The sequence below is a fragment of the Xanthomonas sp. DAR 34887 genome (genome assembly GCF_041245805.1).
Lineage (GTDB): Bacteria > Pseudomonadota > Gammaproteobacteria > Xanthomonadales > Xanthomonadaceae > Xanthomonas_A > Xanthomonas_A tesorieronis.
Genome location: NZ_CP162490.1, coordinates 1,100,308 through 1,126,247 on the forward strand (window position 1 = coordinate 1,100,308; position 25,940 = coordinate 1,126,247).

18 protein-coding genes are annotated in these 25,940 nt (G+C 69.2%); 13 read left to right on the top strand and 5 right to left on the bottom strand.

From position 1 onward, the window contains the following. Window positions 1-94 precede the first annotated feature (94 nt). Together AB3X08_RS04705 and AB3X08_RS04710 are read left to right on the top strand one after the other, a co-directional pair. On the top strand, window positions 95-1,255 hold the full coding sequence (locus AB3X08_RS04705) for an ROK family transcriptional regulator (RefSeq protein ID WP_369936581.1): 1,161 nt from the start codon (window positions 95-97) through the stop codon (window positions 1,253-1,255). Between the two features lie 144 nt (window positions 1,256-1,399). Then, a complete protein-coding gene (locus AB3X08_RS04710) occupies window positions 1,400-1,822 on the top strand; it encodes a VOC family protein (protein WP_369936583.1) in 423 nt (140 codons plus the stop codon). Between the two features lie 4 nt (window positions 1,823-1,826). Here AB3X08_RS04710 and AB3X08_RS04715 read toward each other — a convergent pair whose 3' ends face one another. After that, the gene (locus AB3X08_RS04715) at window positions 1,827-2,696 is read right to left on the bottom strand and encodes an ion transporter (RefSeq protein ID WP_369936585.1); all 870 of its coding nucleotides are present in this window, start codon (window positions 2,694-2,696) and stop codon (window positions 1,827-1,829) included. A 519-nt stretch (window positions 2,697-3,215) separates the two neighbouring features. Here AB3X08_RS04715 and AB3X08_RS04720 point away from each other — a divergent pair. The 3 genes from AB3X08_RS04720 (at window position 3,216) to AB3X08_RS04730 (ending at window position 7,458) form a co-directional block, all read left to right on the top strand. Next, on the top strand, window positions 3,216-4,391 hold the full coding sequence (locus AB3X08_RS04720; RefSeq protein ID WP_369936587.1) for a glycosyltransferase: 1,176 nt from the start codon (window positions 3,216-3,218) through the stop codon (window positions 4,389-4,391). Then, window positions 4,388-6,133: a hypothetical protein gene (locus AB3X08_RS04725; RefSeq protein ID WP_369936589.1), complete on the top strand. Its 1,746-nt coding sequence runs from the start codon at window positions 4,388-4,390 to the stop codon at window positions 6,131-6,133. The genes AB3X08_RS04720 and AB3X08_RS04725 overlap by 4 nt, the downstream gene beginning before the upstream one ends. Window positions 6,134-6,225: 92 nt before the next feature. Beyond that, window positions 6,226-7,458, top strand: coding sequence for an acetylornithine transaminase (locus AB3X08_RS04730; protein WP_369936591.1), 1,233 nt, complete (start codon window positions 6,226-6,228; stop codon window positions 7,456-7,458). 428 nt (window positions 7,459-7,886) lie between these two features. Here the strand turns inward: AB3X08_RS04730 and AB3X08_RS04735 are convergent, their stop codons facing one another. Then, a complete protein-coding gene (locus AB3X08_RS04735; RefSeq protein ID WP_369936593.1) occupies window positions 7,887-8,504 on the bottom strand; it encodes an HAD-IA family hydrolase in 618 nt (205 codons plus the stop codon). Window positions 8,505-8,791: 287 nt separating this feature from the next. Between AB3X08_RS04735 and AB3X08_RS04740 the strand changes: the two genes are divergently transcribed. The 6 genes from AB3X08_RS04740 (at window position 8,792) to azu (ending at window position 16,835) form a co-directional block, all read left to right on the top strand. Next, window positions 8,792-11,488: a TonB-dependent receptor plug domain-containing protein gene (locus tag AB3X08_RS04740; RefSeq protein WP_369936595.1), complete on the top strand. Its 2,697-nt coding sequence runs from the start codon at window positions 8,792-8,794 to the stop codon at window positions 11,486-11,488. A gap of 646 nt (window positions 11,489-12,134) precedes the next feature. Next, window positions 12,135-13,709: an NAD(P)/FAD-dependent oxidoreductase gene (locus AB3X08_RS04745; protein ID WP_369938422.1), complete on the top strand. Its 1,575-nt coding sequence runs from the start codon at window positions 12,135-12,137 to the stop codon at window positions 13,707-13,709. Continuing rightward, entirely contained in the window at window positions 13,706-14,134 is a 429-nt protein-coding gene (locus AB3X08_RS04750) for a c-type cytochrome (RefSeq protein ID WP_369936597.1), read from the top strand. The genes AB3X08_RS04745 and AB3X08_RS04750 overlap by 4 nt, the downstream gene beginning before the upstream one ends. Before the next feature lie 44 nt (window positions 14,135-14,178). After that, a complete protein-coding gene (locus AB3X08_RS04755; RefSeq protein WP_369936599.1) occupies window positions 14,179-14,688 on the top strand; it encodes a RidA family protein in 510 nt (169 codons plus the stop codon). A 30-nt stretch (window positions 14,689-14,718) separates the two neighbouring features. Continuing rightward, complete coding sequence (locus tag AB3X08_RS04760; protein ID WP_369936600.1) at window positions 14,719-15,909, top strand: pyridoxal phosphate-dependent aminotransferase; 1,191 nt, start codon at window positions 14,719-14,721, stop codon at window positions 15,907-15,909. Window positions 15,910-16,484: 575 nt separating this feature from the next. Further along, window positions 16,485-16,835: an azurin gene (gene azu, locus AB3X08_RS04765; RefSeq protein ID WP_369938423.1), complete on the top strand. Its 351-nt coding sequence runs from the start codon at window positions 16,485-16,487 to the stop codon at window positions 16,833-16,835. Between the two features lie 200 nt (window positions 16,836-17,035). On the opposite strand, the gene AB3X08_RS04770 is transcribed toward azu, so the two are convergent. Together AB3X08_RS04770 and hemL are read right to left on the bottom strand one after the other, a co-directional pair. Then, window positions 17,036-19,810 carry a LuxR C-terminal-related transcriptional regulator gene (locus AB3X08_RS04770; RefSeq protein WP_369936602.1) on the bottom strand — a complete coding sequence of 925 codons (2,775 nt, stop codon included), beginning with the start codon at window positions 19,808-19,810 and terminating at the stop codon, window positions 17,036-17,038. Between the two features lie 221 nt (window positions 19,811-20,031). Beyond that, complete coding sequence (gene hemL, locus AB3X08_RS04775; RefSeq protein WP_369936604.1) at window positions 20,032-21,324, bottom strand: glutamate-1-semialdehyde 2,1-aminomutase; 1,293 nt, start codon at window positions 21,322-21,324, stop codon at window positions 20,032-20,034. A 332-nt stretch (window positions 21,325-21,656) separates the two neighbouring features. Here hemL and AB3X08_RS04780 point away from each other — a divergent pair, with 332 nt between their 5' ends. Further along, the gene (locus AB3X08_RS04780) at window positions 21,657-24,821 is read left to right on the top strand and encodes a TonB-dependent receptor (protein WP_369936605.1); all 3,165 of its coding nucleotides are present in this window, start codon (window positions 21,657-21,659) and stop codon (window positions 24,819-24,821) included. Between the two features lie 152 nt (window positions 24,822-24,973). Here AB3X08_RS04780 and thiE read toward each other — a convergent pair whose 3' ends face one another. After that, the gene (gene thiE, locus AB3X08_RS04785) at window positions 24,974-25,597 is read right to left on the bottom strand and encodes a thiamine phosphate synthase (RefSeq protein ID WP_369936607.1); all 624 of its coding nucleotides are present in this window, start codon (window positions 25,595-25,597) and stop codon (window positions 24,974-24,976) included. On the opposite strand from thiE, the gene AB3X08_RS04790 reads away from it, so the two are divergent. Then, window positions 25,588-25,863: a rubredoxin gene (locus tag AB3X08_RS04790; RefSeq protein ID WP_369936609.1), complete on the top strand. Its 276-nt coding sequence runs from the start codon at window positions 25,588-25,590 to the stop codon at window positions 25,861-25,863. The genes thiE and AB3X08_RS04790 overlap by 10 nt on opposite strands. Window positions 25,864-25,940 lie beyond the last annotated feature (77 nt).

The window sequence follows — 25,940 nt, forward strand, 5'->3', positions numbered from 1 at the left end:
GCGTCCTGAAGTTGGTCGATTCACTAACTAAAGGTGAATTAAATATTTCAACTTGCCCGGGTATGCTGCGCCGACCTTCTGCCAGTCCCCGCTCATGCCCGCTCCCGTCGCCGTTTCGCTGCCGCGCGCTGCCCGCTCCGTCCACGCCACGCAGGCCGATCTGAGCGACAACGAGCGGCGCATGCTCGACAGCCTGCGCCTGTTCGGCACCGTCACCCGTGCCGACCTCAGCCGCATCACCGGATTGACCGTGCAGTCGGCGGTGCGCCTGATCGACGGCCTGGCCGAACGCGGGCTGGTGCTGATCGGCGCCTCGCTGGCGCACGGCGGCCGCGGCAAGCCGGGCGCGGCGATCGCGCTCAATCCCGCGCACGGCCATACCGTCGGTTACTCGATCGCCACCGACGCGCTGTCGCTGGCGCTGCTGGATTTCAGCGGCCAGGTCCGCGCCACCGCCGAGCATCCGCTGCGCTCGACCGAGCCGGCCGCCTTGCTGGCGCAGTTGCGCGAGGCCGACGCGGCGCTGCTGGCCGAGGCCGGACGCGGCCTCGGGCCGCGGCTGGGCGCGGGCGTGGCGATGACCGGATTTTTCGTCGATGGTGCCCAGCACATGAACCCGCCCGATCCGCTGCGCGCGTTGGGCGAACTGTCGATCGGCGACTGGCTGGCCGACGCGCTGCGCCTGCCGGTGTGGGTGGACAACGACGGCAGCGTCGCCGCGGTCGGCGAAAGCCTGCTCGGCGTCGGCCGCCAGTACCGCGATTTCGCCTATCTGTATTTCAGCTACGGCCTCGGCGGCGGCGTGGTGATTGACGGCGCCTGCCTGCGCGGCGCGCACGGCAACGCCGGCGAATTCGCCGGCATGCTGCCGGGACCGGGCCTGGAGCGCGGCACGCTGGAGTTGCTGCGGCAGATGCTGATCGAGGACGGGGTGGTGCTGCCCGACGTGCGCGCGCTGGTGGCCGCCTACGATCCGTCCTGGCCGACGATCGAGCGCTGGATCGCGCGCGCGGTGCCGGGCCTGTCGCTGATCGTCTCGGCGATCACCGCGGTGTTCGATCCGCAGGCGGTGGTGTTCGGCGGACGCCTGCCGCGGGATCTGGCGCTGCGCCTGATCCCGCAGCTGCGCATCGACAACCAGCCGCGGCGCGGCCAGGCGCGGCCGCTGCCGGTGCTGCTGCCGGCCGCGGCGATGGCCGACGCCAGCGCGGTCGGCGCGGCGACGCTGCCGTTGAAGGCCTGTTACTTCCGCTGAAAGGCGTGGCGCACGGCGGCGTGCCTGCGGCTTGCCCGCGTCTGCACGCCGCGGGCGCTACCCTATGCGCCTGTGCCAAGAGCGCGCAGCCGCACGCCGCGGCGCGTGGTCCTGACCGTTTCCCCCATCACTGGAGTTGTCGCGATGAAATACCTGCACGCCATGATCCGCGTCCACGATCTGGACAAGACCAGCAAGTTCTTCACCGAAGGTCTGGGCCTGAGCGAAACCCGGCGCATCGAGAACGAAGCCGGCAAGTTCACCCTGGTGTATTTCGGCGCGCCGGAGAACCCGGAAGCCGAAGTCGAGCTGACCTACAACTGGGGCTCGGACGAGGACTACGGCAGCGCGCGCAACTTCGGCCACCTGGCGTTCGAGGTCGACGACATCCACGCGATCTGCGCGCATCTGCAGGCGCAGGGCGTCGTCATCAACCGCCCGCCGCGCGATGGCCGCATGGCCTTCGTGCGCAGCCCGGACCTGATCTCGATCGAACTGCTGCAGAAGGGCGAGGCGCTGGCCCCGGCCGAGCCGTGGGCATCGATGCCCAACACCGGCGTGTGGTGAGGGCTCAGGACGCGGAATCGGGCAACGCCTGGCCGCAACCCCGGCAATAGCCGGCGCTGCGCTCGTGGCCTTGCAGGCCGCAGCGCGCGCAGGTGCGTCGATCCGGCGCGCGGCTGCGGTCGGCGTCGCGCAGGCTGTTGGCCAGTTCGGCGGTGTAGATCCCGGTGGGCACGGCGATGATGCTGTAGCCGATCAGGATCAGCACCGAGGTGATGGCGCGGCCCAGCGGCGTGAGCGGCGCGATATCGCCGAAACCGACCGTGGCCATGGTCACCACCGCCCAGTACATGGCGGTGGGAATGCTGGTGAAGCCGTTGGCCGGCCCTTCCACCACGTACATCAGCGCACCGAAGATCACCACCAGCGTGATCACGGTGAACAGGAACACGAACACCTTGCGCCGGCTGCGCCATAGCGCATCGATCAGCAGGCTGCTTTCCTCGACGTAGCGGGTCAGCTTGAGGATGCGGAACAGCCGCAGCACCCGCAGCACCCGCACCACCAACAGCGTCTGCGCGCCGGGCAGCAGGAACGAGATGTAGGTGGGCAGGATCGAGAGCAGATCGATCACGCCCCAGAAGCTCAGCGCATAGCGCAGCGGCCGCTGCACCGTCATCAGGCGCAACGCGTACTCGGCGGTGAACAGCGCGGTGAAGACCCACTCCAGCACGTAGATGTAGCCGGCGTAGCGCGCGTGCAGCGCCGGGACGCTGTCGACCATGATCACCGCGACGCTGGCGACGATCGCCGCGACCAGCAGCAGATCGAAATTGCGCGCCGGCCGGGTGTCGTGCCGATAGATGATGTCGAACCAGCGCCGCCGCCAGCCGTGCTCGCGTGCGGGGGCGAGCTGGGGATTGGTGAACAGTCGCATCCGTGCATGCTAACCCGCCCTTGGCGTTCGCGGGTCGCTGCCACACTGCGGCGAAGGAGCGTGCATCGCGCCGCCCCGGTGCGGTGGCGTTGGTCACGCACCCAGCCGACTGCGGGGGCCGGGCGATGGGCGGTCACACCGCTTGCACGGATGGCAGGCCGCCGCCGTCACGCAGGCATCCCGATGCTGGCGCCGGTCCGGGTTGCCGACGAATGCATCGGGCGCGGGGCGGCCGGTCCTCGCGCCAGCTGCGGCTGCGCAAATACGGGTCCGCGCGACCGGTCGGCGCTGCGCTGGCGTCGCTGCAGCGGTGCGTGCCCCTCGACCGTTCATCGCCGGTCAAGCCGTCAGCGCTGCTCGCCGGCCTTGCATTTGCTGGCTTGGCCGGGCGCTGCGCGCGCTCATGACGCGGCGTTGCAGCGCATGCGCGTGCGCGCATGTGGCCGGCACGCCGCGGCAATCCACCGCCACATCCGCTGCAGACCCTTCGGCGCTCCCTTCGCGCCCCTGGAGCTGCCCATGTCCTCGTCTTCGCCCACCGCACTGCAGGCCGCGCCGACGGTGTCCGTCGTCATCTGCACCTTGAACGAACACGAGGCGATCGGCCCGGTGCTGCGCGAACTCGCCGCGCACCTGCGCCATATCGACTACGAAGCGATCGTGGTGGACGACTCCGACGACGAGCGCACCGCGCAGGCGGTGGCCATGCACGCGGCCACCGACCCGGCGGTGCGCCTGGTGCGCCGGCGCGGCGGACGCGGCCTGGCCTCGGCGGCGATCGCCGGGTGGGACAGCGCCCGCGGCCGCTGCCTGGCGCTCATGGACGGCGACGGCCAGCACGATCCGGCGCTGATCGCGCGGATGTTGCGGCGCATGCAGGAGAGCGAAGCCGAGGTGGTGGTGGCCAGCCGCTATCTGGACACGGGCGATTCCGGGCTGGGCCGCTGCCGGCATGCGCTCAGCCGTGTCGGCGTGCGCCTGAGCCAGGCGTTGCTGGGGCTGGGCGTGGCCGATCCGATGAGCGGCTGCTTCCTGATGCGGCGATCCTGGTACCGGCAGGTGCGGCCGCAGCTGTCGGGCGTCGGCTTCAAGATCCTGGTCGACGTGCTGGCCTCGGCGCGGCGGCGTCCCTACGTCGCGCAGGTGCCGACGCGGCTGCGCAGCCGCCGCGGCGGCGCCTCCAAGCTCGACGCGCGGGTGGTCGCCGAACTGGCCGCGCTGCTGCTGGAGAAACGCACGCGCGGCTGGCTGCCGGCGCGGATGAGCCTGTTCTTCGCGGTCGGCTGCAGCGGCGTGGGCGTGCATCTGCTGGCGCTGGGCGCGCTGCTGCTGTCCGGCGTGGCGTTCTGGCTGGCGCAGTTGCTGGCGATCTGCGCGGCGATGGCCTGGAATTTCCTGTGCAACAACCTGTTGACCTTCCGCGACCGGCGCCTGAGCGGCATGCGCCTGCTGCGCGGCATGGCGATGTTCTATGCGGCCTGTTTCGGCGGCGCCATCCTCAGCGAGCTGATCGGCAGCGGCCTGCATGCGCTGCAGTGGCCGTGGTGGCTGGCCGGCGCGGCCGGCGCCCTGGCCGCGGGCGGCTGGAACTACTACGCGGCCAAGCGCACCGCATGGCGCCCCGCGCATGCGGCGGCGGATGCTGCGCCGTGCGGCGAGAGCGCCGCGCCGTCGCCGCTGGCGATGAAGGAATGAGCGAGCCGCGCGACGTCGCCGCGCCGCGCTGGCGGGCGCTGGCCTTCGCCGCGATCGCGGCCTGCGCCTGCGTGTTCGCCTTCGTCGGCCTGGGCGCCAGCAATTACTGGATCGACGAGCTGTACACCGTGCACGTGATTGGCCATGGCCAGGGCCTGGGCGAACTGTGGCGGCGTGCGCTCACCGATACCCATCCGCCGCTGTACTACGTGCTGCTGTATGCGTGGAGCCATCTGGCCGGCGCCAGCGAGGCGGCGCTGCGCCTGCCCAGCGCCGCGGCGGCTGTGCTGGCGCTGGGCGTGTTCGGCATCGGCCTGCGGCGGGTGTTCTCGCCGACCGCGCTGGCCTTCGCCATGGCCGCCGGCGCGGTGTCGGTGTTCTGGTTCGAGCAGAGCCAGAACGCGCGCAGTTACGCACTGTGCCTGCTGTTGTCGGCCGGGTTGCTGTCCATCGCGGTGGCGTTGCGGCGGCGCGCGCAGGCCGCCGCCGCGTTTCCGTTCGCGCACTGGGCCGCACTCAGCGTGCTGGGGCTGTGCGCCAGCCTGACCCATTCCTACCTGCTGCTCTGCATCGGCATGCTGTTGCTGTTCCTGGTCGCGACGCTGCGCGACACGCGCCTGCGCGTGGCGTTGGTCGTCTCCGGGGCGGTGATCCTGGCGGTCAATGTCGCGTTCGTGCTGCTGTTGCTGCGCTCCACCCAGCAGGACGTGCACCAGCTGTGGTTCCGCAACGACGCGCGGTTCTTCTACAGCCAGTTGCGCAGCGCCAGCCGCGGCCTGCTGTCCGGCGGAACCACGCTGGCGGTGCTCGGGCTGCTGGGCGCCTGGCTGTGGCGGCGGCTGCGCGCGGTTCCGCGCGATCCGGCGCGCACCGGCGCGCAGGCCGACTGGGCCGCGGCGCTGTGCGGTTGCGTGCTGGTCGGCATGGTGCTGAGCGGGATCGCGGTGAGCCTGGCCATTGCGCCGTCGTTCTCCGCGCGCAATCTGCTCACCGCCGCGCCGTTCGCCTGGGCCTTGCTGGCGCGCCTGTACGACGCGGCAGGACCGCGTGCGCGCAGCACTGGCGGGCGCATCGCGGCGGTCTTGCTGATCGTGCTGGTGGGCGCGCAGCTGTGGCTGCTGCGTGGCCGGCCGCTGCAGCGCAACGAGGCTTGGCGCGCGTCGGCGCAGCTCGTGCAGCGCCTGCCCGGCTGCCGCGACGCCGAGCTTCCGGTGGTGCTGCCTTACAAGTTCGGCCCTTCCAGCGCGCCGTACCGCATCCTGGCCGAGCAGGATTTCTTCGGCCACTACCTGCGTGGCCATCGCCTGCGCGCCTACACGCCCGACGAACTCGCCGGGCGGGTTGCCGCAGACGGGCTCGCCGCGCGGCTGGCGGCACGAGCGCAGGCCGCCGCAGGCGGCGGTTGCGCGTTGCTGGCCTGGGGCGTGCACGATCTCGATGCGGCCAGCGCGCTGCAGTTGGCGCAGGATCTGGCGCGGCTCCCCGGCATGGCCCCGCACCGGGTCGTGGTGCAGCCGGTGCTGCGCTGGCGTCGGCGCCGGCTGGGCTGGAAGCAGGTGGCCGACGGATACGTATTCCTGGCCGCACCGCCGCTGCGCCCCGGCCAGGCGTCGGCCGATCCGGGCGTGGCGTCGGCCTGGGCTCGGCTGCCGGCGCTCGGTGCGCGCTGGACGGTCGGCGCGGACGGCACGGTCTGCGCGCCCGACTGTGCCGCCGACCCCGGCAACGGCGCCAGGCCGTAGCGGCGCACGACTGGCTGCGCGCATGGCGAACCGCGCGCGGCGGTCGTGCCGGCAGTCTTATACTCGTGCGCTTTCCCCCAGGAATCCCTTCGATGACCGCTTCCTCCGCCGCGGATCTGCTCGCCCTCGGCCAGCACTACTACCTGCCGATCTATCGCCCGCGCCAGCTGGTGCTGGAGCGCGGCCAGGGCGCCAAGGTGTGGGACAGCGAAGGCCGCGACTACATCGACCTGTCCGCGGGCATCGCGGTGTGCGGGCTCGGCCACAACGATCCGGACCTGACGGCGGCGCTGCTAGAGCAGGCCGGCAAGCTGTGGCACACCAGCAACGTGTTCTACAGCGAGCCGCCGCTGCGCCTGGCCGAGGAACTGGTCGCCGCATCGCGCTTCGCGCAGCGGGTGTTCCTGTGCAATTCCGGCAGCGAGGCCAACGAGGCGGCGATCAAGCTGGTGCGCAAGTGGGCCGCCAGCCAGGGCCGTGCGCCGGACCGGCGGGTCATCGTCACCTTCCGCGGCAGTTTCCACGGCCGCACCCTGGCCGCGGTCACCGCCACCGCGCAGCCGAAGTACCAGGAGGGCTACGAGCCCCTGCCCGGCGGTTTTCGTTATGTGGACTTCAACGACATCGTGCAGCTGGAAACGGCGATGGCCGCCGGCGACGTGGCCGCGGTGATGCTCGAGCCGGTGCAGGGCGAGGGCGGGGTGATGCCGGCCGCGCCGGGCTTCCTGGCAAAGGTGCGCGCGCTGTGCGATCACCATGGCGCGTTGCTGCTGCTGGACGAGATCCAGTGCGGCATGGGCCGCACCGGCACGCTGTTCGCGCACTGGCAGGACGAGGTGACGCCGGACATCGTGACGCTGGCCAAGGCGCTGGGCGGCGGTTTTCCGATCGGCGCGCTGCTGGCCGGGCCGAAGGTCGCCGAGACGATGCAGTTCGGTGCGCATGGCAGTACGTTCGGCGGCAATCCGCTGGCTGCGGCGGTGGCGCGCGTCGCGCTGCGCAAGCTGGCGTCTGCGCCGGTCGCGGCGAATGTGTCGCGGCAGGCGGCGGCGTTGCGGCAGGGGCTGGCAGCGCTCAACGAGGAGTTCGCGCTGTTTTCGCAGGTGCGTGGGCGTGGCTTGATGCTGGGCGCGGTGTTGAATCAGGCGCATGCGGGGCAGGCTGGGGCGATTCTCGATCATGCCGCTGCGCAGGGGTTGTTGACGTTGCAGGCTGGGCCGGATGTGTTGCGGTTCGTGCCTTCGTTGAATATCACCGATCAGGAAATGGCTGAGGGGTTGAAGCGGTTGCGGGCGGCATTGCAGGAGTATGTCGGGAAGCGTTGAGTCGATTGGTAGTGTTGGTCGTCTAGTTGTGTGGCAACGGCAACGGCAACGGCAAGAGCAGTAGCAAAGCTTTCGCGCGTTGCGCGAGTCACTTTTCTTTGCTTGTGCAAAGAAAAGTAACCAAAAGAAAGCACACCCCAGACGCGCGCCCTTCGCTGCGCTCCGGGTGCGCGAGGGGGACAGGAATTTTCCGATGACACATCCATGTGCCAGCGGAAACGCCACGCATCCTGCGTGGCGCCCCTGCGGGGTTTACCTGCCCCCCTCGCCGCGCTCTATGGGGACCCCAAAAAGCCAAGATCAACATCTGAGCTACGGCAACAGCTGGTGCACCGCGTTCGGCTGAAGGTCGAGCTTCGAGGTGGCGCCGGAATGCCACAGGCGACTGCTCGAAGCTAATGGCGATCTGCTGGCTGTACTCGCGTTAGTCAGGCCAGGCCGTGGCGTGCCAAGGCGCGGCGCAGGGCGCGGGTGCCGCTGGCGGTTTCGGCGGGTAGGCCGATCGCGCGGGCGCCGCGGACATTGACGAACAGGTCGTCGATGAACAGGGCGTGCCGCGGGGCGACGCCGAAATGGACGAGCGCGCGGCGGTAGACCTCGGCCTGCGGTTTGCGGCCGCCGAGTGCGCCGCTGCACAGCACGCGTCCGCGTAGCAGCGGAAATAGCGTCGGCACGATCTGCGGGATCGCTTGCGCCATCAGTGCGCCGTTGTTGGTCAGTACGCCGATGTCGATCCCGTCGGCCAGCGCCAGGACGCGTTCGATCACGCCGGGGTCGCCACGGCTGCCGGCCACGCGCGCGGCGATCCAGTCGGCTTCGTCCACCTGCGCGCCCAGACCTGCGCCTAGCCGGTGCAGATAGGCGGCGGTGGCGATGTCGCCGCCGTCGTAGGCGGTTTCCAGTCCGGAGGCGAACAGGACTTCGCACACCCGCGCCGGTTCGCAGCTGCAGTGAGCGGCCAGGTGCGCGATGCGTGCCGTCCGCGAGTAGGCCGCCAGCACGCCGTCGAAGTCGAGCAGCAGCAGTTTCGGGCGTGGCTGGATCAACGCGCCCACCGCGGCTGGCGCTGCACGCAACGGCGTTGCAGGAACATGGTCGGCTCCGAAGTGTCGGTGGCCGAGAGTAACCCACTGCCCTCGGCGCTGAGCGCCACTACCCGCGCCGGGATGCCTGCCGGTCCCCGCCCACCCGCTCGCTGCGCACCTACCCGTCGGATGCGGTCGCCCGGCGCCGTGCGCTGGCTATGGTCCCTGCACGCCGCGATCGCGGCGCCGCCGGCCGGGGAGCCGGTGCGCATCCACGCCACATCCATGCCATCTCGGGGGTCTTGAACATGAGCAAGCGTTTGAACGCCGATCGTCTGGCGGAATCGGTATGCAGGGGATTGAGCAATGCACGGCATGGCCACGGACTGGCCAAGCTGACGCTGTTGCTGGCCGGCGCACAGGCGCTGCCGGCGTTGGCGGAAGAGCCGGGTGGCGACGCCAAGACGCTGGACGCGATCACGGTCATCTCGACCGGCACGCGCAAGGCCAACATGGCGGTGACCGACAGCCCGGCACCGATCCAGCTGGTGAGTGCGGAAATGCTCAAGCAGTCGGCCGCGCCGGACCTGATCAACGCCATCGCCAACCAGGTGCCGTCGTACAACGCCAACCAGACCGGCAACGACATGGCGAGCCAGACGCTCACCGCCAGCCTGCGCAACCTGTCGCCCAACCACACGCTGGTGCTGGTCAACGGCAAGCGTCGCCACATTACCTCCAACGTCAACACCACCACCGGCGCGGCCTCGGCCGATCTGTCGTTCATTCCGGCCGCGGCGATCGATCACGTCGAAGTGCTGACCGATGGCGCCGCGGCGCTGTACGGGTCGGACGCGATCGCCGGCGTCATCAACGTCATCCTCAAGAAAAACCACGACGGCGGCGAAGTGGACGCCGGTTACGCCGGCTACAAGGATGGTGGCGGCGGCACCGATTCGTGGGGCGCCAACATCGGTTTCGGCAGCGACGCGGCGTATTTCAGCCTCAGCGCCGAGGTCGAGAACCGCAAGACCGTATACCGGCTCGGTTCCTACAGCTACGCCGACTGCGTGGCCAACTACGCCGACTGCTCGGCGGTCAATCCGAGCATGGCCGAGTTCCTGGCCGACGACGTCGAAGGCATGACCCTCAACGGCCGCTTCCCCAACGTCAACGCCTGGCTCAATCCGCCGGAAGTCCATCGCAAGGCGCTGTTCTTCAATTCGGGGGCGGTGCTCAGCGACACCCTGGAGTTCTACGCGTTCGGCAGCTACGGCAAGAAGACCGCGGAGTCGGAGGAAAACTACCGCCGTCCCAGCCAGGACGGCGGCTACGTCGACCCGGTGACCGGCGCGGTCAGCCACAAATATCCGCTGGGCTTCAATCCGTCCGAAGCGTCGGACGAGATCGACTACGAACTCACCGCCGGGTTGAAGGGCGTGCTGGCCGACTGGTCCTGGGATTTCTCCAGCAGCTACGGCAAGAACGAGATGGACGTGTACACGCTGAACTCGATGAACTTCAGCCTGTGGCAGGACGACGGCTACTCGCCTGAGGACTTCTACGACGGCAGCTTCTGGGCCAGCCAGTGGACCACCAACCTCAACGCCACGCACGATTTCGACGTCGGCCTGTCGCAGCCGCTGACCTTCAACGCCGGGGTCGAATACCGCCGCGACCAGTACGGCATCGATCCGGGCGATCCGACCTCGTACTACGGCGCCGGCGCGTCCTCGTTCCCCGGCTACAACCCGCTGTTCAACACCGGCTCGTACAGCCGCCACAGCTACGCCGCCTACGCCGACGTGGTGTTCAACCCGACCGAAAAGTGGCTGCTGGACGTGGCCGGTCGCTACGAGAACTACAGCGACTTCGGCAGCAAGGTGGTCGGCAAGCTGACCACGCGCTTCGACCTCACCGACACCTTCGCGGTGCGCGGCACCGCCAGCACGGGCTTCCGCGCGCCGACGCTGCAGGAAGGCTACTACTCGGCGGTGCAGGTCGGCCCGACCAGCGCCACCCCGACCCTGCAACCCAACAGCGCGGCCGCGGCGGCGCTGGGCTTCGGCAACCTGAAGCCGGAGACCAGCACCAACTACAGCCTGGGCTTCGTGTTCCGGCCGATGCAAAACTTCGACAGCACGCTGGATTTCTACCGCATTACCATTTCCGACCGCATCGGCGTGGGCACCTTCGAGTATTCCAAGGCCGGGCAGCCGGGCGACACCAACGGCGACGGCACGCCCGACGCCGCCTACAACGCCGCGCTGGGCCAGGCGCTGGTCGACTTCGGCTACCTCGGCGGTATCGATCCGGCGGCGCCGGGCGGCTCGCTCGACGCCACCGCGCGGCAGAACATCTCGGTGGCGATCTTCAACAACGCTTTGAAGACCCGCAGCAGCGGCGTGGACTGGGTGACCAACTACATCACCGAGTTCGACTGGGGCTCGATCGACTGGATGCTGGCGGCCAACTACAACAAGACCGAGGTGCTCAGCGCCAAGCCGGCGCCGGAGGTGCTCGGCGGCGCCACCATGTACAGCGCGGCGACGCTGATCAACCTGGAGAACAACGCGCCCAAATACCGGGTCAACCTGGGCGCCACGTTCAACGTCGGCAAGTTCAGCCTTCGCGTGACCGAGGCGGTGTACGGGCCGCAGTACCAACTGGTGGCGCCGTACGACGAGTGGAACGGCGACATCTTTCCCGACAGCGTGCTGAGCCAGCTCGACGTGGTCGACGTCAACGGCGCGCCGTACTACAAGCAGAAGATCGGCACGATGGCGCTGACCAACGTCGAACTGACGTTCCGGCCCACCGAACAGCTGACCGTCAGCGTCGGCGGCGACAACGTGTTCAACAAGTATCCCGACAAGATCCCGTCGGCGGCCTACGAGTACCTCGAGAAGAACTACCTCAGCTACTACAACTCGCCGTATCTGACCGGCAGCCCGGTCGGCTACTTCGGCGCGCGCTACTACGCCAAGCTGACCTACCGCTTCTGAGCGGGTGCCCGCGCCTGAGCCCCTCTCCCACCGGGAGAGGGGTTGGGGTGAGGGTCCGGCGTGAAGCGGCTCGCGGAGTTGGGTGCACGAGGCTTCGCCCGTACCCTCATCCGCCCCTGCGGGGCACCTTCTCCCGCAGGGAGAAGGAACAGCCGACTAGCCCCTCTCCCCCCGAGAGAGGGGTTGGGGTGAGGGTCCGGCGCGAAGCGACTCGTGGAGGTTGGGTGCACGAGGCTGCGCCCGTACCCTCATCCGCCCCTGCGGGGCATCTTCTCCCGCAGGGAGAAGGGAACAGCCGACTAGCCCCTCTCCCACCGGGAGAGGGTTGGGGTGAGGGTCCGGCGCGAAAGCGACTCGTGGAGTTTGGGTGCATGAGGCTGCGCCCGTACCCTCGTCCGCCCCTGCGGGGCACCTTCTCCCGGTGGGAGAAGGGAACAGCCGCTAGCCCCTCTCCCCTCGGGAGAGGGGTTGGGGCGAGGGTACGGCCGCCAGCAGACGCCACTCACACAACGCCGCCCCATCCGCGGCCTACCCACTCCATCGCGACCTACCCGCCGCGCGCAGCCTGCACCACCGCCGCGGCGGCTATGGTCGATCCGCAATCCGTGAGGCGATGTCGACGATGCAAGCAACAACCAAGGGCGGCATGACCCGCCGCCAATTGCTCGCCAGGATCGGCCTGGCCGGCGGCGGCGCGATGATGTACCAGGCGATGCACAGTCTGGGCATGGCGGCCGAATCCCGTTTCAACGGCGTGCCGCGGCTGGACGGCGACGCCAAGGGCGCCTCGGTGCTGGTGCTCGGCGCCGGCCTGGCCGGGCTGACCGCCGCCTACGAACTGCGCAAGGCCGGCTATCGGGTGCAGGTGCTCGAGTACAATGCGCGCCCCGGCGGCCGCAACTGGACGCTGCGCGGCGGCGACCGCTACACCGAGCTGGGCGGCTTCGAACAGCACTGCGGCTTCGACGAGGGCATGTACCTCAATCCCGGTCCGTGGCGCATCCCGCACCACCACAAGGCGGTGCTGTCCTACTGCGAGCAGTTCGGGGTGGCGCTGGAACCGTTCGTGCAGGTCAACTTCAACGCGCTGCTGCACAGCCGCGAGGGCTTCGGCGGCAAGCCGCAGCGCTTCCGCGACATCGACGCCGACTACAAAGGCCATGTGGCCGAACTGCTGGCCAAGAGCACCCGGCAGGGCGCGCTGGACGCGCAGGTGCAGCGCGAGGACCAGGAGATCCTGCTCGAGTCGCTGCGCAACTGGGGCGCGCTGGACAAGGACTTCGGCTACGTCAAAGGCCGCGAGAGCAGCGAGCGTCGCGGCTTCGCCAAATATCCCGGCGGCGGCCTGTCCGGCAAGCCGCAATTCTCCGAACCGTTCAGCACCCAGGACATCCTGCGCTCGCGGCTGTGGGCCACGCTGGCGGCGGGCAACAACTACGAGATGCAGACCGCGATGTTCCAGCCGGTCGGCGGCATGGACCAGATCGGCAAGGCGTTCGCGCGCCAGCTCGGCGATGCGATCCGCTACAACGCCCGGGTCACCCGCATCGACCAGGACGCGCACGGGGTCAGCGTCGCCTACCAGGACGGCAGCGGCAGCGAACAGCTGGCGAAAGCCGATTGGTGCGTGTGCACGATTCCGCTGTCCATCCTCAGCCGCATCCCGCTCGCGGTGGGCGAGAAGATGGCGGCGGCGATCGGCCAGGTGCCGTACGCGGCGTCGGTGAAGGTGGGGCTGCAGTTCAAGCGCCGCTTCTGGGAAGAGGACGAGGCGATCTACGGCGGCATCAGCTACACCGACCTGCCGATCACCCTGATCAGCTATCCCAGCACCGGCTTCCAGAGCGCCGGCAAGGGCGTGCTGCTCGGCGCCTACGTGTGGGGTCTGGAGGCGTTCGAGTTCACCTCGATGACGCCGCAGCAGCGCGTGGCCAAGGCGGTGGAGTACGGCACGCAGCTGCATCCGCAGTACCCACGCGAATTCGACAACGGCATCGCCGTGGGCTGGCACCGGGTGCCGTTCACCCATGGCTGCTTCGGCATGTGGAGCGACGCCGCGCGCGCCGAGCATTACGAAAACCTGTGCCAGATCGATGGCCGCATCGCGCTCGCCGGCGAACACGCCTCGTACATTCCGGCCTGGCAGGAAGGGGCCATCACCTCGGCGCTGGATGCGATCGAGCGCCTGCATCGCCGCGTCGTCACTGGAGCCCGCGCATGAAGCCCGATCGTCACTGGTTGCTCGCTGCGGCAGCTGCCGCCGGCGTGTTCGCGCTGATGCTGCCGCCGGCGATCGGCCCGGCCGCGGCGCAGAGTTCCGATGCCACCCCGCTGTATCCGCAGGCCACGTTCTCCACCGCCTCCGGCGCCACCGTGTACGCGGCGATCTGCCAGAGCTGTCACATGCCCGGCGGGCAGGGCGCGCGCGGCGGCGGCGAGTATCCGGCGCTGGCCGGCAACCCCAAGGTGGCCGCGGCGCCGTACGTGGCGATGATGGTGCTCGACGGCCGCGGTGGCATGCCCGGCTTTGCCGGCATGCTCAACGACCAGCAGGTCGTCGAGGTGGTGCACTACGTGCGCAGCCAGTTCGGCAACGATTATCCCGGCAAGCTCAGCGCCGCCGAGGTACGCACGCTGCGGCACTGAGCAGGTTCCGTTTCATTCCCCTTTTCGACCGCGAGGAGTTCCGCATGCGCCGTTCGTTCGTTTCCCGCTCGCTCCGTGCCGGCCTGTGCGCCGCGCTGTGGCTGCCCGCCCTGGCCGGCGCCGCCGAGGTCGTGCGCCACAAGATTCCCAACAGCGACTTTCCGATTTCCGCGGCGGTGGAGATTCCGGCCGGCAAGACCACGGTCTATCTCAGCGGCGCGGTGCCGCGGCCGATCGATGCCAGCGCGCCGAAGGATTCGCCGGCCGCTTATGGCGACACCAAGGCGCAGACCGTCAGCGTGCTGTCGCAGATCGAGGCGCAGCTGAAAGGCATGGGCCTGGGCATGGGCGACGTGGTCAAGATGCAGGCGTTCCTGGTCGGCGATCCGGCGCTGGGCGGAAAGATGGATTTCGCCGGTTTCATGGAGGGTTACCGGCAATTCTTCGGCACGCCCGTGCAGCCCAACCTGCCGTCGCGCTCGGCGTTCCAGATCGCCGCGCTGGGCAATCCGCTGTACCGCATCGAGATCGAAGTGGTCGCCGTGCGTCCGTAGGTTCTTCGCCCCGTTTCCAAGGAGTCCGTCATGCAGCAGCCGTCGCGTTCGCGCCGCACTTTCCTCAAGGACTCGGCGCTGGTCGCCGCGGCCGGCTTCGGCGCGCCATGGCTGGCGCAGGCTGCATCCGGCGCAACGCAGGCGGCCGATGCCGAACTGGCGCCGGTGCTGATCAACGCCAACGAATATCCCGATGGCCCGTCGCCGGCCGCGCAGCGGGCGATCGCGGCGATCGCCTCCAGCGGCGGCCGTTACCTGGGCGAACTGCAGATGGAGTTGCTGCGGACCCTTGCCGGCCAGCTCGGCGTGGGTGTCGATCACCTGATGGCCTACGCCGGTTCCACCGAGCCGCTGGACTACACCATGCTGGCGTTCACCTCGCCCGGCGCGTCGCTGGTCACCGCCGATCCCACCTTCGAGTCCGGCTGGCGCGCCGCTGCGCGCAACGGCGCCAAGGTGATCAAGGTGCCGCTGCGCAAGGACGACGCGCACGATGTGCAGGCGATGTGCGCCGCCGATGCCAATGCCGGAGTGCTCTACATCTGCAACCCGAACAATCCCACCGGTTCGGTGACCGCGCGCAAGGACCTGGACTACGCGCTGGCGCACAAGCCCAAGGGCTGCGTGCTGGTGGTCGACGAGGCGTATCTGCATTTTTCCGACAGCGCCAGCAGCATGGTCGATCGCGTCGCCGCCGGCGACGACGTGATCGTGCTGCGGACCTTCTCCAAGCTCTACGGCATGGCCGGCATCCGCCTGGGCTATGCGGTGGCGCGGCCGGACCTGCTGGCCAAGCTGAAGTTCTACAGCGTCAACAGCCTGCCGGTGACCGCGGTCGCCGCCGGCCTGGCCAGCCTGCGCGATCCGGCGCTGGTGCCGCAGCGCCGCGCACTCAACAGCGCCATCCGCAACGACGTGGTGCGCTGGCTCGCCGCGCAGGGTTATGCGTGCACGGCGTCGGAAAGCAATTGTTTCATGCTCGACGTGAAGCGCCCGGCGCAGGCGTTCATGGACGCGATGGCCACGTACGGCGTGTTCGTCGGCCGCAGCTGGGCGCTATGGCCGAACCGCTCGCGCATCACCATCGGCACCGCGCCGGAGATGGCGCGGTTCAAACGCGCGTTCGCGCACGTGGTGGCCGGCAAGCGCGGGCCATTGCCGGTGCCGCCGCCGAGGATGGCGCTGCACGATCCGTTGCACGGATTCTTTCGTAACGCCTAGTGGGCACCTCTAATAACTCCATTCCGGAAGCTGCACGCTGCGCGTGGCGATGGCGTTTTCTTTTTTCTGTCGCGGCTGAAGCCGCTCCTACACATGCGCGCCGTGCTCTTGTAGGAGCGGCTTCAGCCGCGACAGGAGGAGGACGAAGTGGCCGTGATGCCACGGCGGCCATGAAGAACGCGGCAGCAACGCCACCGGGTCCATTGCCAATGCGCCGTTGCCACTCCATAGCATCTGGAACGTCTCGATGCCGAAGCCTGCGGGCTGGGCGTGTCGGCGTCTCGCAAGTGCATCGACATGTTTTTTGGGGGGATTATTGGAGGTGCCTGCGCCGGGATGCTGCAGTGCACGAGCGTTTGTCGTTGACAAACATTTGCGCAAAGGCAGACAGTCGCAGCGACGCCGCTGCGCGCAGCGCAGGCAGGCGTTGTTCGTGTCGTTGTGCCGCCCCCATTGCCAAGGAGTCCGTCTTGAAAGCGAAGTCGCTACACCTCTTGCTGGTCCTCGCCGCGCTCGCGTTCGCGCCGGCGGCCTGGGCCAAGACCTGTGCGGTGACCATCACCGGCACCGACCAGATGTCCTTCGACCAGCAGCAGATCAAGGTCGCCGCCGACTGCACCGAAGTGGCGCTGACGCTCAAGCACAGCGGCAAGCTCGCCGCTGCGGTGATGGGCCACAACTGGGTGCTGGCCAAGACCGCGGACTTCCAGGCGGTGGCCAACGCCGGCACCAGTTCCAGCCTGGCCGACAATTACCTGCCGAAGAACGACGCGCGCATCATCGCGCACACCAAGGTGATCGGCGCCGGGCAATCGGACACGATCAAGTTCTCCACCGCCAAGTTGAGCAAGGGCGGCGACTACACCTTCTTCTGCTCGTTCCCCGGGCACTGGGCGATGATGAAGGGCAAGTTCGTGTTCGGCTGAGGCGTGCCGCGGTTGCGCTGCAGGTTGCGGCCAGCGCGCTGCAACGCCTTTCGAACACGATGGCGCCGCAGGCTTCGGCCTGGCGCAACGCCGACTCCCTGTAGGAGCGGCTTCAGCCGCGACAGGCACCCTCCGGATAGGACCTGTCGCGGCTGAAGCCGCTCCTACAGGCCCGCGACGATTCTCGCGATCGCGAGATCTCAGTCCAATCCCGTATCCGGCGGCGCCATGCGCTGCAGCAGGCCGCGTTGCAGCGCGCTGGCCAGCGCGGCTTCGCGGGTGCCGGCTTCCAGTTTGCGGTACAGGTTCTTCAGGTGGAACTTGACCGTGTTCTCCGACAGCGCCAGGCGTCGCGCGATCTGCTTGTTCGCGTCGCCCTGCGCCAGCAGCGCCAGCACTTCCAGTTCGCGTTCGCTGAACAGCTCGGCACCGCTGTCCTGGTCGTGGCGCAGCTTGTCCAGAAGCGCCTGGATGGTCATCGCCAGCGTGGTGTTCGGCGCGGCCTGCGGATCCTGCTGGCGCGCCATGCGCAGCAGCGCCTTGCCCGGCACGCCCAGTTCCAGCAGGCATTGCCAGGCCTGGGTGCTGGCCACGTGCTGCAGCGCGTGGCGCAGATAGGGCAGGGCAGCGGCGGATTCGCCGCGGTCGTGCAGCACCAGCGCCATGCGCGCGCGCACCCGCGCCAGATGCACCTGATTGTCGGCGGCCATGCAGGCCGCCTCCACGCCTTGCAGCACCGCCAGCGCAGCGCGGGTGCGTCCGCCGAGGCGGTGCCAGCGGGCCAGGGCGAAGCCGAGCGCGGCGAGAAAGCGCCAATCCTGCGGCTGGCCCAGCGCATGCGCGAACCGCGCCTCGCCGCCGGTGCGCGCGACCAGTACGTCGATCGCCGGCGACGGCGGTTGGTCGAGCAGTACGTGCAGCCGCCACGCCAGCGCCAGGTCGGCGAGCCGGCCCAGGTGCCGCGCGTGCGCGATGCGGTCGATATGGTCGAGCAGGTCCAGCGCGGCGCGGCCGCTGCGGTCGTGCTGGCGCGCCAGCACCAGCGCGGTCTCGTAGCCGGCGGCATAGATGTCCAGCCAGCCGTCGTGCTGTTCCAGGAAGCCCAGCGCCGGCTGCAGGCAGTCTGCGGCCTCGTCGTAGCGGCCGTGCTCGCATTGCAGCTGTGCCAGCAGGCACTGGCCGACCGCCTGCAGGGTGGGATCGAGCTGCTGCTGGCGCTGGGCGATGGCCAGCGCCTGGCGGCAGGTGGCTTCGGCGCGCTCCAGGTGGCCGCGGTAATAGTGGCTCTGCGCCAGGTGGATCAGCGCATAGCTGGCACCGACCTCGCTGCCGCCGGCCTGCATCGCGCTGCCTGCAAGCTGCGCATAGCGTTCGGCACCGGCGAAATCGGCGCGGCCCAGGGCGGTGGTGGCGCAGATGCACCACAGCGTGCCGCGGCCCAGGCCGTCGTCCTCGTCCAACGCCGCCGCCTGCGCGGCGATCTGCGCCAGGCCGCGCGGGTTGGCGCAGACCTGGTCGAGCAGGTCGCGCAGCAAGGCCACCACCACCGTGTAGTCGCGCTCGAACGGCGCACGCACGTGTTCGGGGAAGTCGCGGAAGCGTTCCAGCAGGGTCTGCGCGTGCGCGAACTCGCCCAGCTTCATGTGCAGATAGGCCTGGGTCAGATTCAGCGCCGGCCGCTCGCCGATGCTGCTGCGCGGGAAGCGGCGCAGCAGCGCGCGAATCGGCGCGGTGCCGTGACGCAGCAGCAACTGCCAGGTGCCGGCGCGGGCGATGCAATCGGCGGCGCTGTCGATCGCGCCGCCGCGCACCGCATGTCGCACCGCTTCGGGCAACTGTCCGTGCGCGTCGAACCAGTGCGCGGCGCGCCGGTGCAGTTGCGGCGCCAGTCCGGGCGTGTCGCGTTCCAGCTGCTGGTACAGGTAATCGGCGAACAGCGGATGGAAGCGGAACCATTCGTGTTCGCCGTCCAGCGCCACCAGCAGGCCCTGGAAGTGCGCCAGCCGCTCCAGCAGGCGGCCGCTGTCGTCGCGCTCGCGCACCGCATCGGCGAGCGCGGCGTTGAACCGTTCCAGCGGCGACAGTTGCAGCAGCAACGCGCGCAACTCCGGATCCAGGTCGTTGAGTACCTGTTCGGCCAGATACGCCGCCAGCTCGGCGGTGCGTCCGGAGAACCGGCCCAGATCGTCGCGGCGGCGTTCGTCGCCGCCCAGCCACAGCCCGGCCAGTTGCAGCGCGACCGCCCAGCCCTCGGTCTGCCGGCGCAGCTGGCGGGCCATCGCCACCGGCACCTGCGGTCCCAGCAGCGCCAGCGTCTCGGCTTCGTCCAGCGCCAGTTCGCGTGCGCCGATGCGTTCCAGCTGGCCCTGCAGCGCCCAGCGCGCCAACGGCAGCGCCGGCGCGCGGCGCGTGGCCAGCAGCAGGTGCAATTGGCCGCCGGCGTGTTCGACCAGCCGCGTCACCACCTCGTCGAGCGCGCTGGCGTGGCCGCGGTCGTAGTCGTCGAGGATCACCAGCAGGCGCCGCGGCGCGGCACGGATCGCGCGAATCAGCACCGGTAGCGTGGACGCCACCTCCAGGTCCTGGCCGTGCTGCTGCAGCGTGGCCTGCAAGGACGCGCCGAGTTCGATCCCGGCACCGCGCGCGGCCAGCGCCAGGTAGGCGAGGAAGCGCCCCGGGTCGGCATCGTCCTCGTCCAGCGACAGCCATGCCACCGCGGCTTCGCCGCGTTCGCGCAGGCGCTGGTGCCATTGCCCGAGCAAGGTGGTCTTGCCGAAGCCGGGCGGCGCCAGCAACAGGGTCAGCGGCAGCTCGGCGGCGCGGTCCAGGTGCTGCAGCAGGGCCTCGCGCGGCACCGCGGCCACGCGCGAGCGCGGCGGCGCCAGTTTGTCGGCCAGCACCCAGTCGGGCATGGCGGAACTGTCGTGCACGGCCGGCGGCAAACGCGGATTCAACAGCGTGACAGGCTTGAGCATGTCGCCATGAGTGTCTGCAGCGGTCGCCCTCGCGCCCTCTGGCGCTTCGGGTGACGGTACGGAGTCGGACGCGTGCCGGCTCACCGCGCAGATCGCGGAAAGCTCGGGTGCGGCGCCGATTCCACGAGCCCCCGCCCTGATGCCGTCCGTTGGCCGTGAACGTTGAACTTATGACACGGCCGCGACAAAAGCAAAGTCGCGACCGGGTGCTCAGTTTCCGTTCAGCCGGCGGCGACCACGTCAAATGCCTCGCGCGCCGCGGCCAGCGTGGCCTCCAGCACGCCTTGATCGTGCGCGCTGGACAGGAAGCCGGCTTCGTACGCCGACGGCGCCAGGAACACGCCGCGCTCCAGCATGGCGTGGAAGAAATGGTTGAACGCGGCGGTGTCGCAGGCGATGGCCTGGGCGTAGGTCTCCACCTTCTGCGTGGTGAAGAACAGCCCGAACATCGCCCCCACCCGGTTGGTGGTCACCGCCACGCCGGCGTCGGCCGCGGCTTGCTCCAGCCCCGCGCACAGCGCCGCGGTGGCCGCCTCCAGGCGCTGGTGGAAGCCCGGCGCCTGCACCAGCTCCAGCATCGCCAGGCCGGCGGCCATCGCCACCGGATTGCCGCTGAGCGTGCCAGCCTGGTAGATCGGCCCGGACGGGGCGATCTGCCGCATCAGCTCGGCGCGGCCGCCGTAGGCGCCGACCGGCATGCCGCCGCCGATGATCTTGCCGAAGGTGGTCAGGTCCGGCACCACGCCGTAGTGCGCCTGCGCGCCGCCCAGCGCGACGCGGAAGCCGGTCATCACCTCGTCGAAGATCAGCAGCGCGCCGTGCCGCGTGCACAGCGCGCGCAGGTGTTGCAGATAGCCTTCGCGCGGCGGGATGCAATTGGCGTTGCCGACCACCGGCTCGATGATGACCGCGGCGATCTCGCTGCCGATCTCGTCGAACAGCGCGGTGGCGCCGTCGAAGTCGTTGTAGCTGAGCGTGGCGGTGAGTTCGCTCAGGCCCGCCGGCACGCCCGGCGAGGTCGGCACGCCCAGGGTCAGCATGCCGCTGCCGGCCTTGACCAGGAACGAGTCGCCGTGGCCGTGGTAGCAGCCTTCGAACTTGACGATGCGGCTGCGCCCGGTGGCGCCGCGCGCCAGGCGCACCGCCGACAGGGTGGCTTCGGTCCCGGAATTGACCATGCGCACCATTTCGCACGAGGGCACCAGCCGAGTGATGGTCTCGGCCATCGTCACCTCGGCCGGGCACGGCGCACCGAACGACAGGCCGTCGCCGATCGCGCGCTGCACCGCTTCGCGCACTGCCGGGTGATTGTGCCCGGCGATCATCGGGCCCCACGAGCCGACGTAGTCGATGTAGCGGTTGCCGTCCACGTCGTACAGGTAGGGGCCGTCGGCGCGCTGCACGAAGAACGGCTCGCCGCCCACCGACTTGAAGGCGCGGACCGGCGAGTTGACGCCGCCGGGGATCAGCGATTGCGCCTGGGCGAAGAGGGCGTGCGAGCGGGCATGGTGCATGGGAGGAAATCCTTGGCGGGCTGGCTGGGCCGGTTGGCCGGGCGCGGAGCGATGCCGACTATTGTCGCGGCTGGCGCCTGCACGTGCCATGTCGCCGCGATTCGGCCGCGGACCTACCCGCTCGCGGCGCACCTACCCGCCGCGGTCGGCTCCGCCGTGTGATCCGCTGCCTAGTATCGGAACGTCCAGGGGCGCACGGCCCGATCGCCGATGGCGAGCGGCCGTGCGGTGGGCGGAGCTGCCACAGGGTTCGCGGGGCGCGCCATCGGCCATTGGCGCCGCGCCTGCATTTTTCGTTGGGTTGCCAACGATTTCATTTTCGGGGAGAGAGCATGCACCGTACGATCCGCAGGAGCGCCTTGGCGCTCGCGTTGGCGCTTGCCGCCGGCAATGGCTATGCGCAGTCCACCACCGGCAGCATCGTCGGCAGCGTGCCGCCCGGCGCCGGCGAGAGCAGCGTGCTGATCACCAACACCAGCGGCTTCAGCCGCGAGGTGAAGGTGGACGAACGCGGCCGCTACGCGCAGGGCAACCTGCCGCTGGGCACCTACACGGTCACGCTCAAGCGCGACGGCCAGGTGGTGGAGACGCGCGAGAACATCAGCCTGGTGGTCGGTGCCGGCACCGAAGTCGGCTTCGGCGGCGGTTCGGCGCAGACGCTGGACGCGGTGAACGTGGTGGCCGGCAACGTGGCCAGGATCGACGTGGCCAGCGTCGACAGCCGCACCGTGATCACCGCCGAGCAGCTGGCGGTGCTGCCGCTGGGCCGCAGCGCCGAGGCCATCGCCTTGCTGGCGCCGGGCGTGGTCGCCAACAGCGGCGGCTACGACAACGGCCCGCTCGGCGGTTCGCTGGCCAGCTTCGGCGGCTCGGCGGCGAGCGAGAACGCCTATTACCTCAACGGCTTCAACACCACCGATCCGGCCAGCAGCCTCGGCGGGCTGACCCTGCCGTACGGCGCGATCGACCAGCAGGAAATCTTCACCGGCGGCTATGGCGCGCAATACGGCCGTTCCAACGGCGGCGTGATCAGCCAGGTCGGCAAGCGCGGCAGCAACGAATGGCATTTCGGCGCGGCGGTGATCTGGCAGCCGGACAGTCTCAGCGCCCGCCAGAGCGATCTGTATTTCCGCAAGGACAGCGTGTACTGGGATCCGAGCAACGCCAAGTACACCGCCGGCAACTACATGCCGCTGAGCGAGACCAAGGCCGACCAGACCACCTACAGCGCCTATGTCGGCGGCCCGCTGGTGCAGGACCGGTTGTTCTTCTTCCTGGCGCTGGAGCAGGTCGATTCCAGCGGTACCCGCGTCGCCGATGCGCGCGTCACCTCCGGCGGCATCTCCGGCTCGCCATGGACCCGCTATGACTACAAGCAGACCCGCGCCTACGCCAAGATCGACTGGCAGATCAGCGACAACCACCTGCTCGAATTCACCGGCGCGCAGGACAAGGCGCGCACCAACGGCAACATCTACGGCTACGACTACGTCAACCGCGAGGTCGGCAGCTACAAGGGCCGCGAAGGCAAGAACGAGTTCGGCCCGACCCTGTTCGTAGGCAAATACACCGGCTATTTCGGCGACAACCTCACCTTGACCGCGCTGTACGGCAAGGAAAGCCTGCCCAACAAGCTCACCGCGATCGGCTACGACGCCGGCAACGGTCCGTTCCTCAACAGCGTCGCCAACCAGAATCCGGCCTATACCGGCGGCACCGCGATCGGCAACGCGCAGACGGTGGTGTCGATCACCGATCCGGACCGCGAATACAAGAAGGACAACCTGCGCCTGAATCTCAACTGGCGGCTCGGCGCGCACAGCATCGATGTCGGCATCGACAACCAGAAGAGCGAAGCGATCAACATCGGCTCGTACAAGTCCGGCCCCGGCTATGCCTGGACCTACGGCTACACCCCGGACCCGTACGGCTTGAACAGCGGCGGGCTGGTCAGCGGCTCGGTGGCCGAGGACGGCAGCGTCGGCGTGCCCAGTCCGGGGCTGGCCGATCCCACCTACGGCAGCACCGGCTACTACGTCACCCAGGACATCGACACCAATCTGTATTCCTACGACGCCAAGCAGACCGCGTATTACGTCGAGGACCATTGGCAGGCCACCGAAAAGCTGATGCTCTCGCTCGGCGTGCGCAACGACAGCTTCACCAACTACACCCCGTTCGGCCAGGCCTACATCGAACTGAAGAACCAGTGGGCGCCGCGGCTGGGTTTCAGCTGGGACGTCAAGGGCGATTCCAGCCTGAAGGTGTACGGCAACATCGGCCGCTACTACCTCGGTCTGCCGCTGTCGCCGGCGGGCCTGTTCACCCCCGCGGTGTCCACCACCACCTACTACACCTACAGCGGCATCAACGCCGACGGCACGCCGATCCTGGCCACCCAACTGGCGCCGCCGGTGTCGGCCAATTCGCGCTTCGGCCGCCTCGCCGACGTGCGCACCGCGGTGGCCGAGGACATCAAGGGCGAGAACCAGGACGAGGTCATTCTCGGTTTCACCACGGTGTTGCCGAACGACTGGGTGTTCGGCGTGCGCGGCACCCACCGCCGGCTCAACGACGGCATCGACGACACCAACCTCGACAACTCCAACGCGGGCCTAGTGGCCGCGGCGGCCGCGGCAGGCGTGGACATCGACTGGACCAAGAACGCCAGCGCGGCGCTGGTCAATCCGGGCAAGACCAACACATACCGGGTGATCGGCACCGACGGCCAGGTGCACGCTTTGACCGTGACCCGCGAGCAGGGCGGCTACCCCGAATTCAAGCGCCGCTATTCGGCGCTGGAATTCAACCTGGAACGCCCGTTCGACGGCCGCTGGTACGCCAAGGCCAGCTACGTATGGTCGCACAGCTACGGCACCACCGAAGGCCAGCTGCGTTCGGACCTGTGGCGCACCGGCGGCGCGCTGGGCAGCTACCAGGGCCAGGCGGCGACCTCGACCACGCAGAGCTGGGATCACGCAGCGCTGATGGAGCACTTCAACGGCAACCAGTCCAACGACCGCCGCCACCAGCTCAAGGCGTACGGCTTCTACCAGCTGACCGAGGAATGGGGCGCTTCCGGCAACCTGAGCCTGATTTCCGGCGCGCCACGCCCGTGCCTGGGCTACTACTACGGCAGCAACTACGACGCCGGCGACCGCGATCCGGCCGGCTATGCCAACCCCAGCATCACCGGCGGCACGTACCACTTCTGCTACAACCCGGCCACCGGCACCGGCGAGGCGTCGCCGCCAGGATCGCACGGCAATCTGAGCTGGGTGGCGCAGCTCGATCTCGGCCTGACCTACAAGCCGAAATTCGCCGAAGGCAAATTGGCGCTGAGCCTGGACGTGTTCAACGTCACCAACCGGCAGACGGTGACCAACGTCTATCCGTTCTCCGAATTGAACCCGGGCGAAGTCAATCCGCTATGGAACCAGGCGGTGGCCTACCAGGCGCCGCGCTCGGCCCGGGTGACGCTGAGCTACGACTTCTGAACGGGGATGGCTTTAAGCCCCTCTCCCCTCGGGAGAGGGGTTGGGGTGAGGGTACGGCGCGGAAGCGACTCGCGACGTTTGGTGGCGCGCGAGGCTTCGCATCAAGATCGCTACGTCATCGGCGCATTCGCAAGTCGCGCCGCCTCCGCAGCTCAGTCGAAGCAGGCGCGGTACGCAGCCAGGGCCGCGCGCGGATCCTCGGCGTCGAACACGCCGCTGATCACCGCCAGCAGGTCGGCGCCGGCGGCGACCACGGCGCGGCCGTTGTCGGGAGTCAACCCGCCGATCGCCACCCGCGGTAAGCCAAACGCCGCGGCATCGCGCAGCAGGCCGGGGTCGGCACGGCGCGTGGTGACCTTGCTGCGCGTGGGGAAGAACGCGCCGAAGGCGACGTAGCTGGCGCCCGCCGTGACGGCGGCACGGGCCAGTGCGAGGTCGTCGTAGCACGAGGCGCCGATCAGCGCATCGGCACCGAGCGCTGCGCGCGCGGCGGCCAGGTCGCCGTCGTCTTCGCCCAGATGCACGCCGGCGGCGCCGACCGCCTGCGCCAGGGCCACGTCGTCGTTGACGATCAGCGGCACCCCGGCCTGCGCGCACAGCGCCTGCAGCGCCGTCGCCTGGGCCAGGCGCTGCGCCGCGTCGGCGCGCTTGTTGCGGTACTGCAGCCAGGTCGGACCGTGGCCGAGCAGCGGCGCCACGCGCGCGAGCAGGCGTTCGCCGTCGGCCTCGTCGGGGGTGATCAGATAGACGCCGCGGGGCGGCGGTGATGCCTTCATGGAGAAGCCTTTCAGTGCGCAGGCGAGGGTGGGACAATGCCCCTCCGTTCCGCCAGCAGACCCGCGATTATCCAATGAGCGATGCCACTGCCACCACCTACCGCGCCTGGATGTGCGTCGTCTGCGGCTTCATCTACCGGGAAATCGACGGCCTGCCGGAAGAGGGCATCGCCCCCGGCACGCGCTGGGAAGACGTGCCCGACACCTGGACCTGCCCCGACTGCGGCGTGACCAAGGACGATTTCGAGATGGTGGAGATGGACTGATCGAAGGCCAGGATTGGGGATTCGGCATTTGGGATTCGTAAAAGCGGCTTGCTGCAGGCCGTCAAATTGCCGAGCTC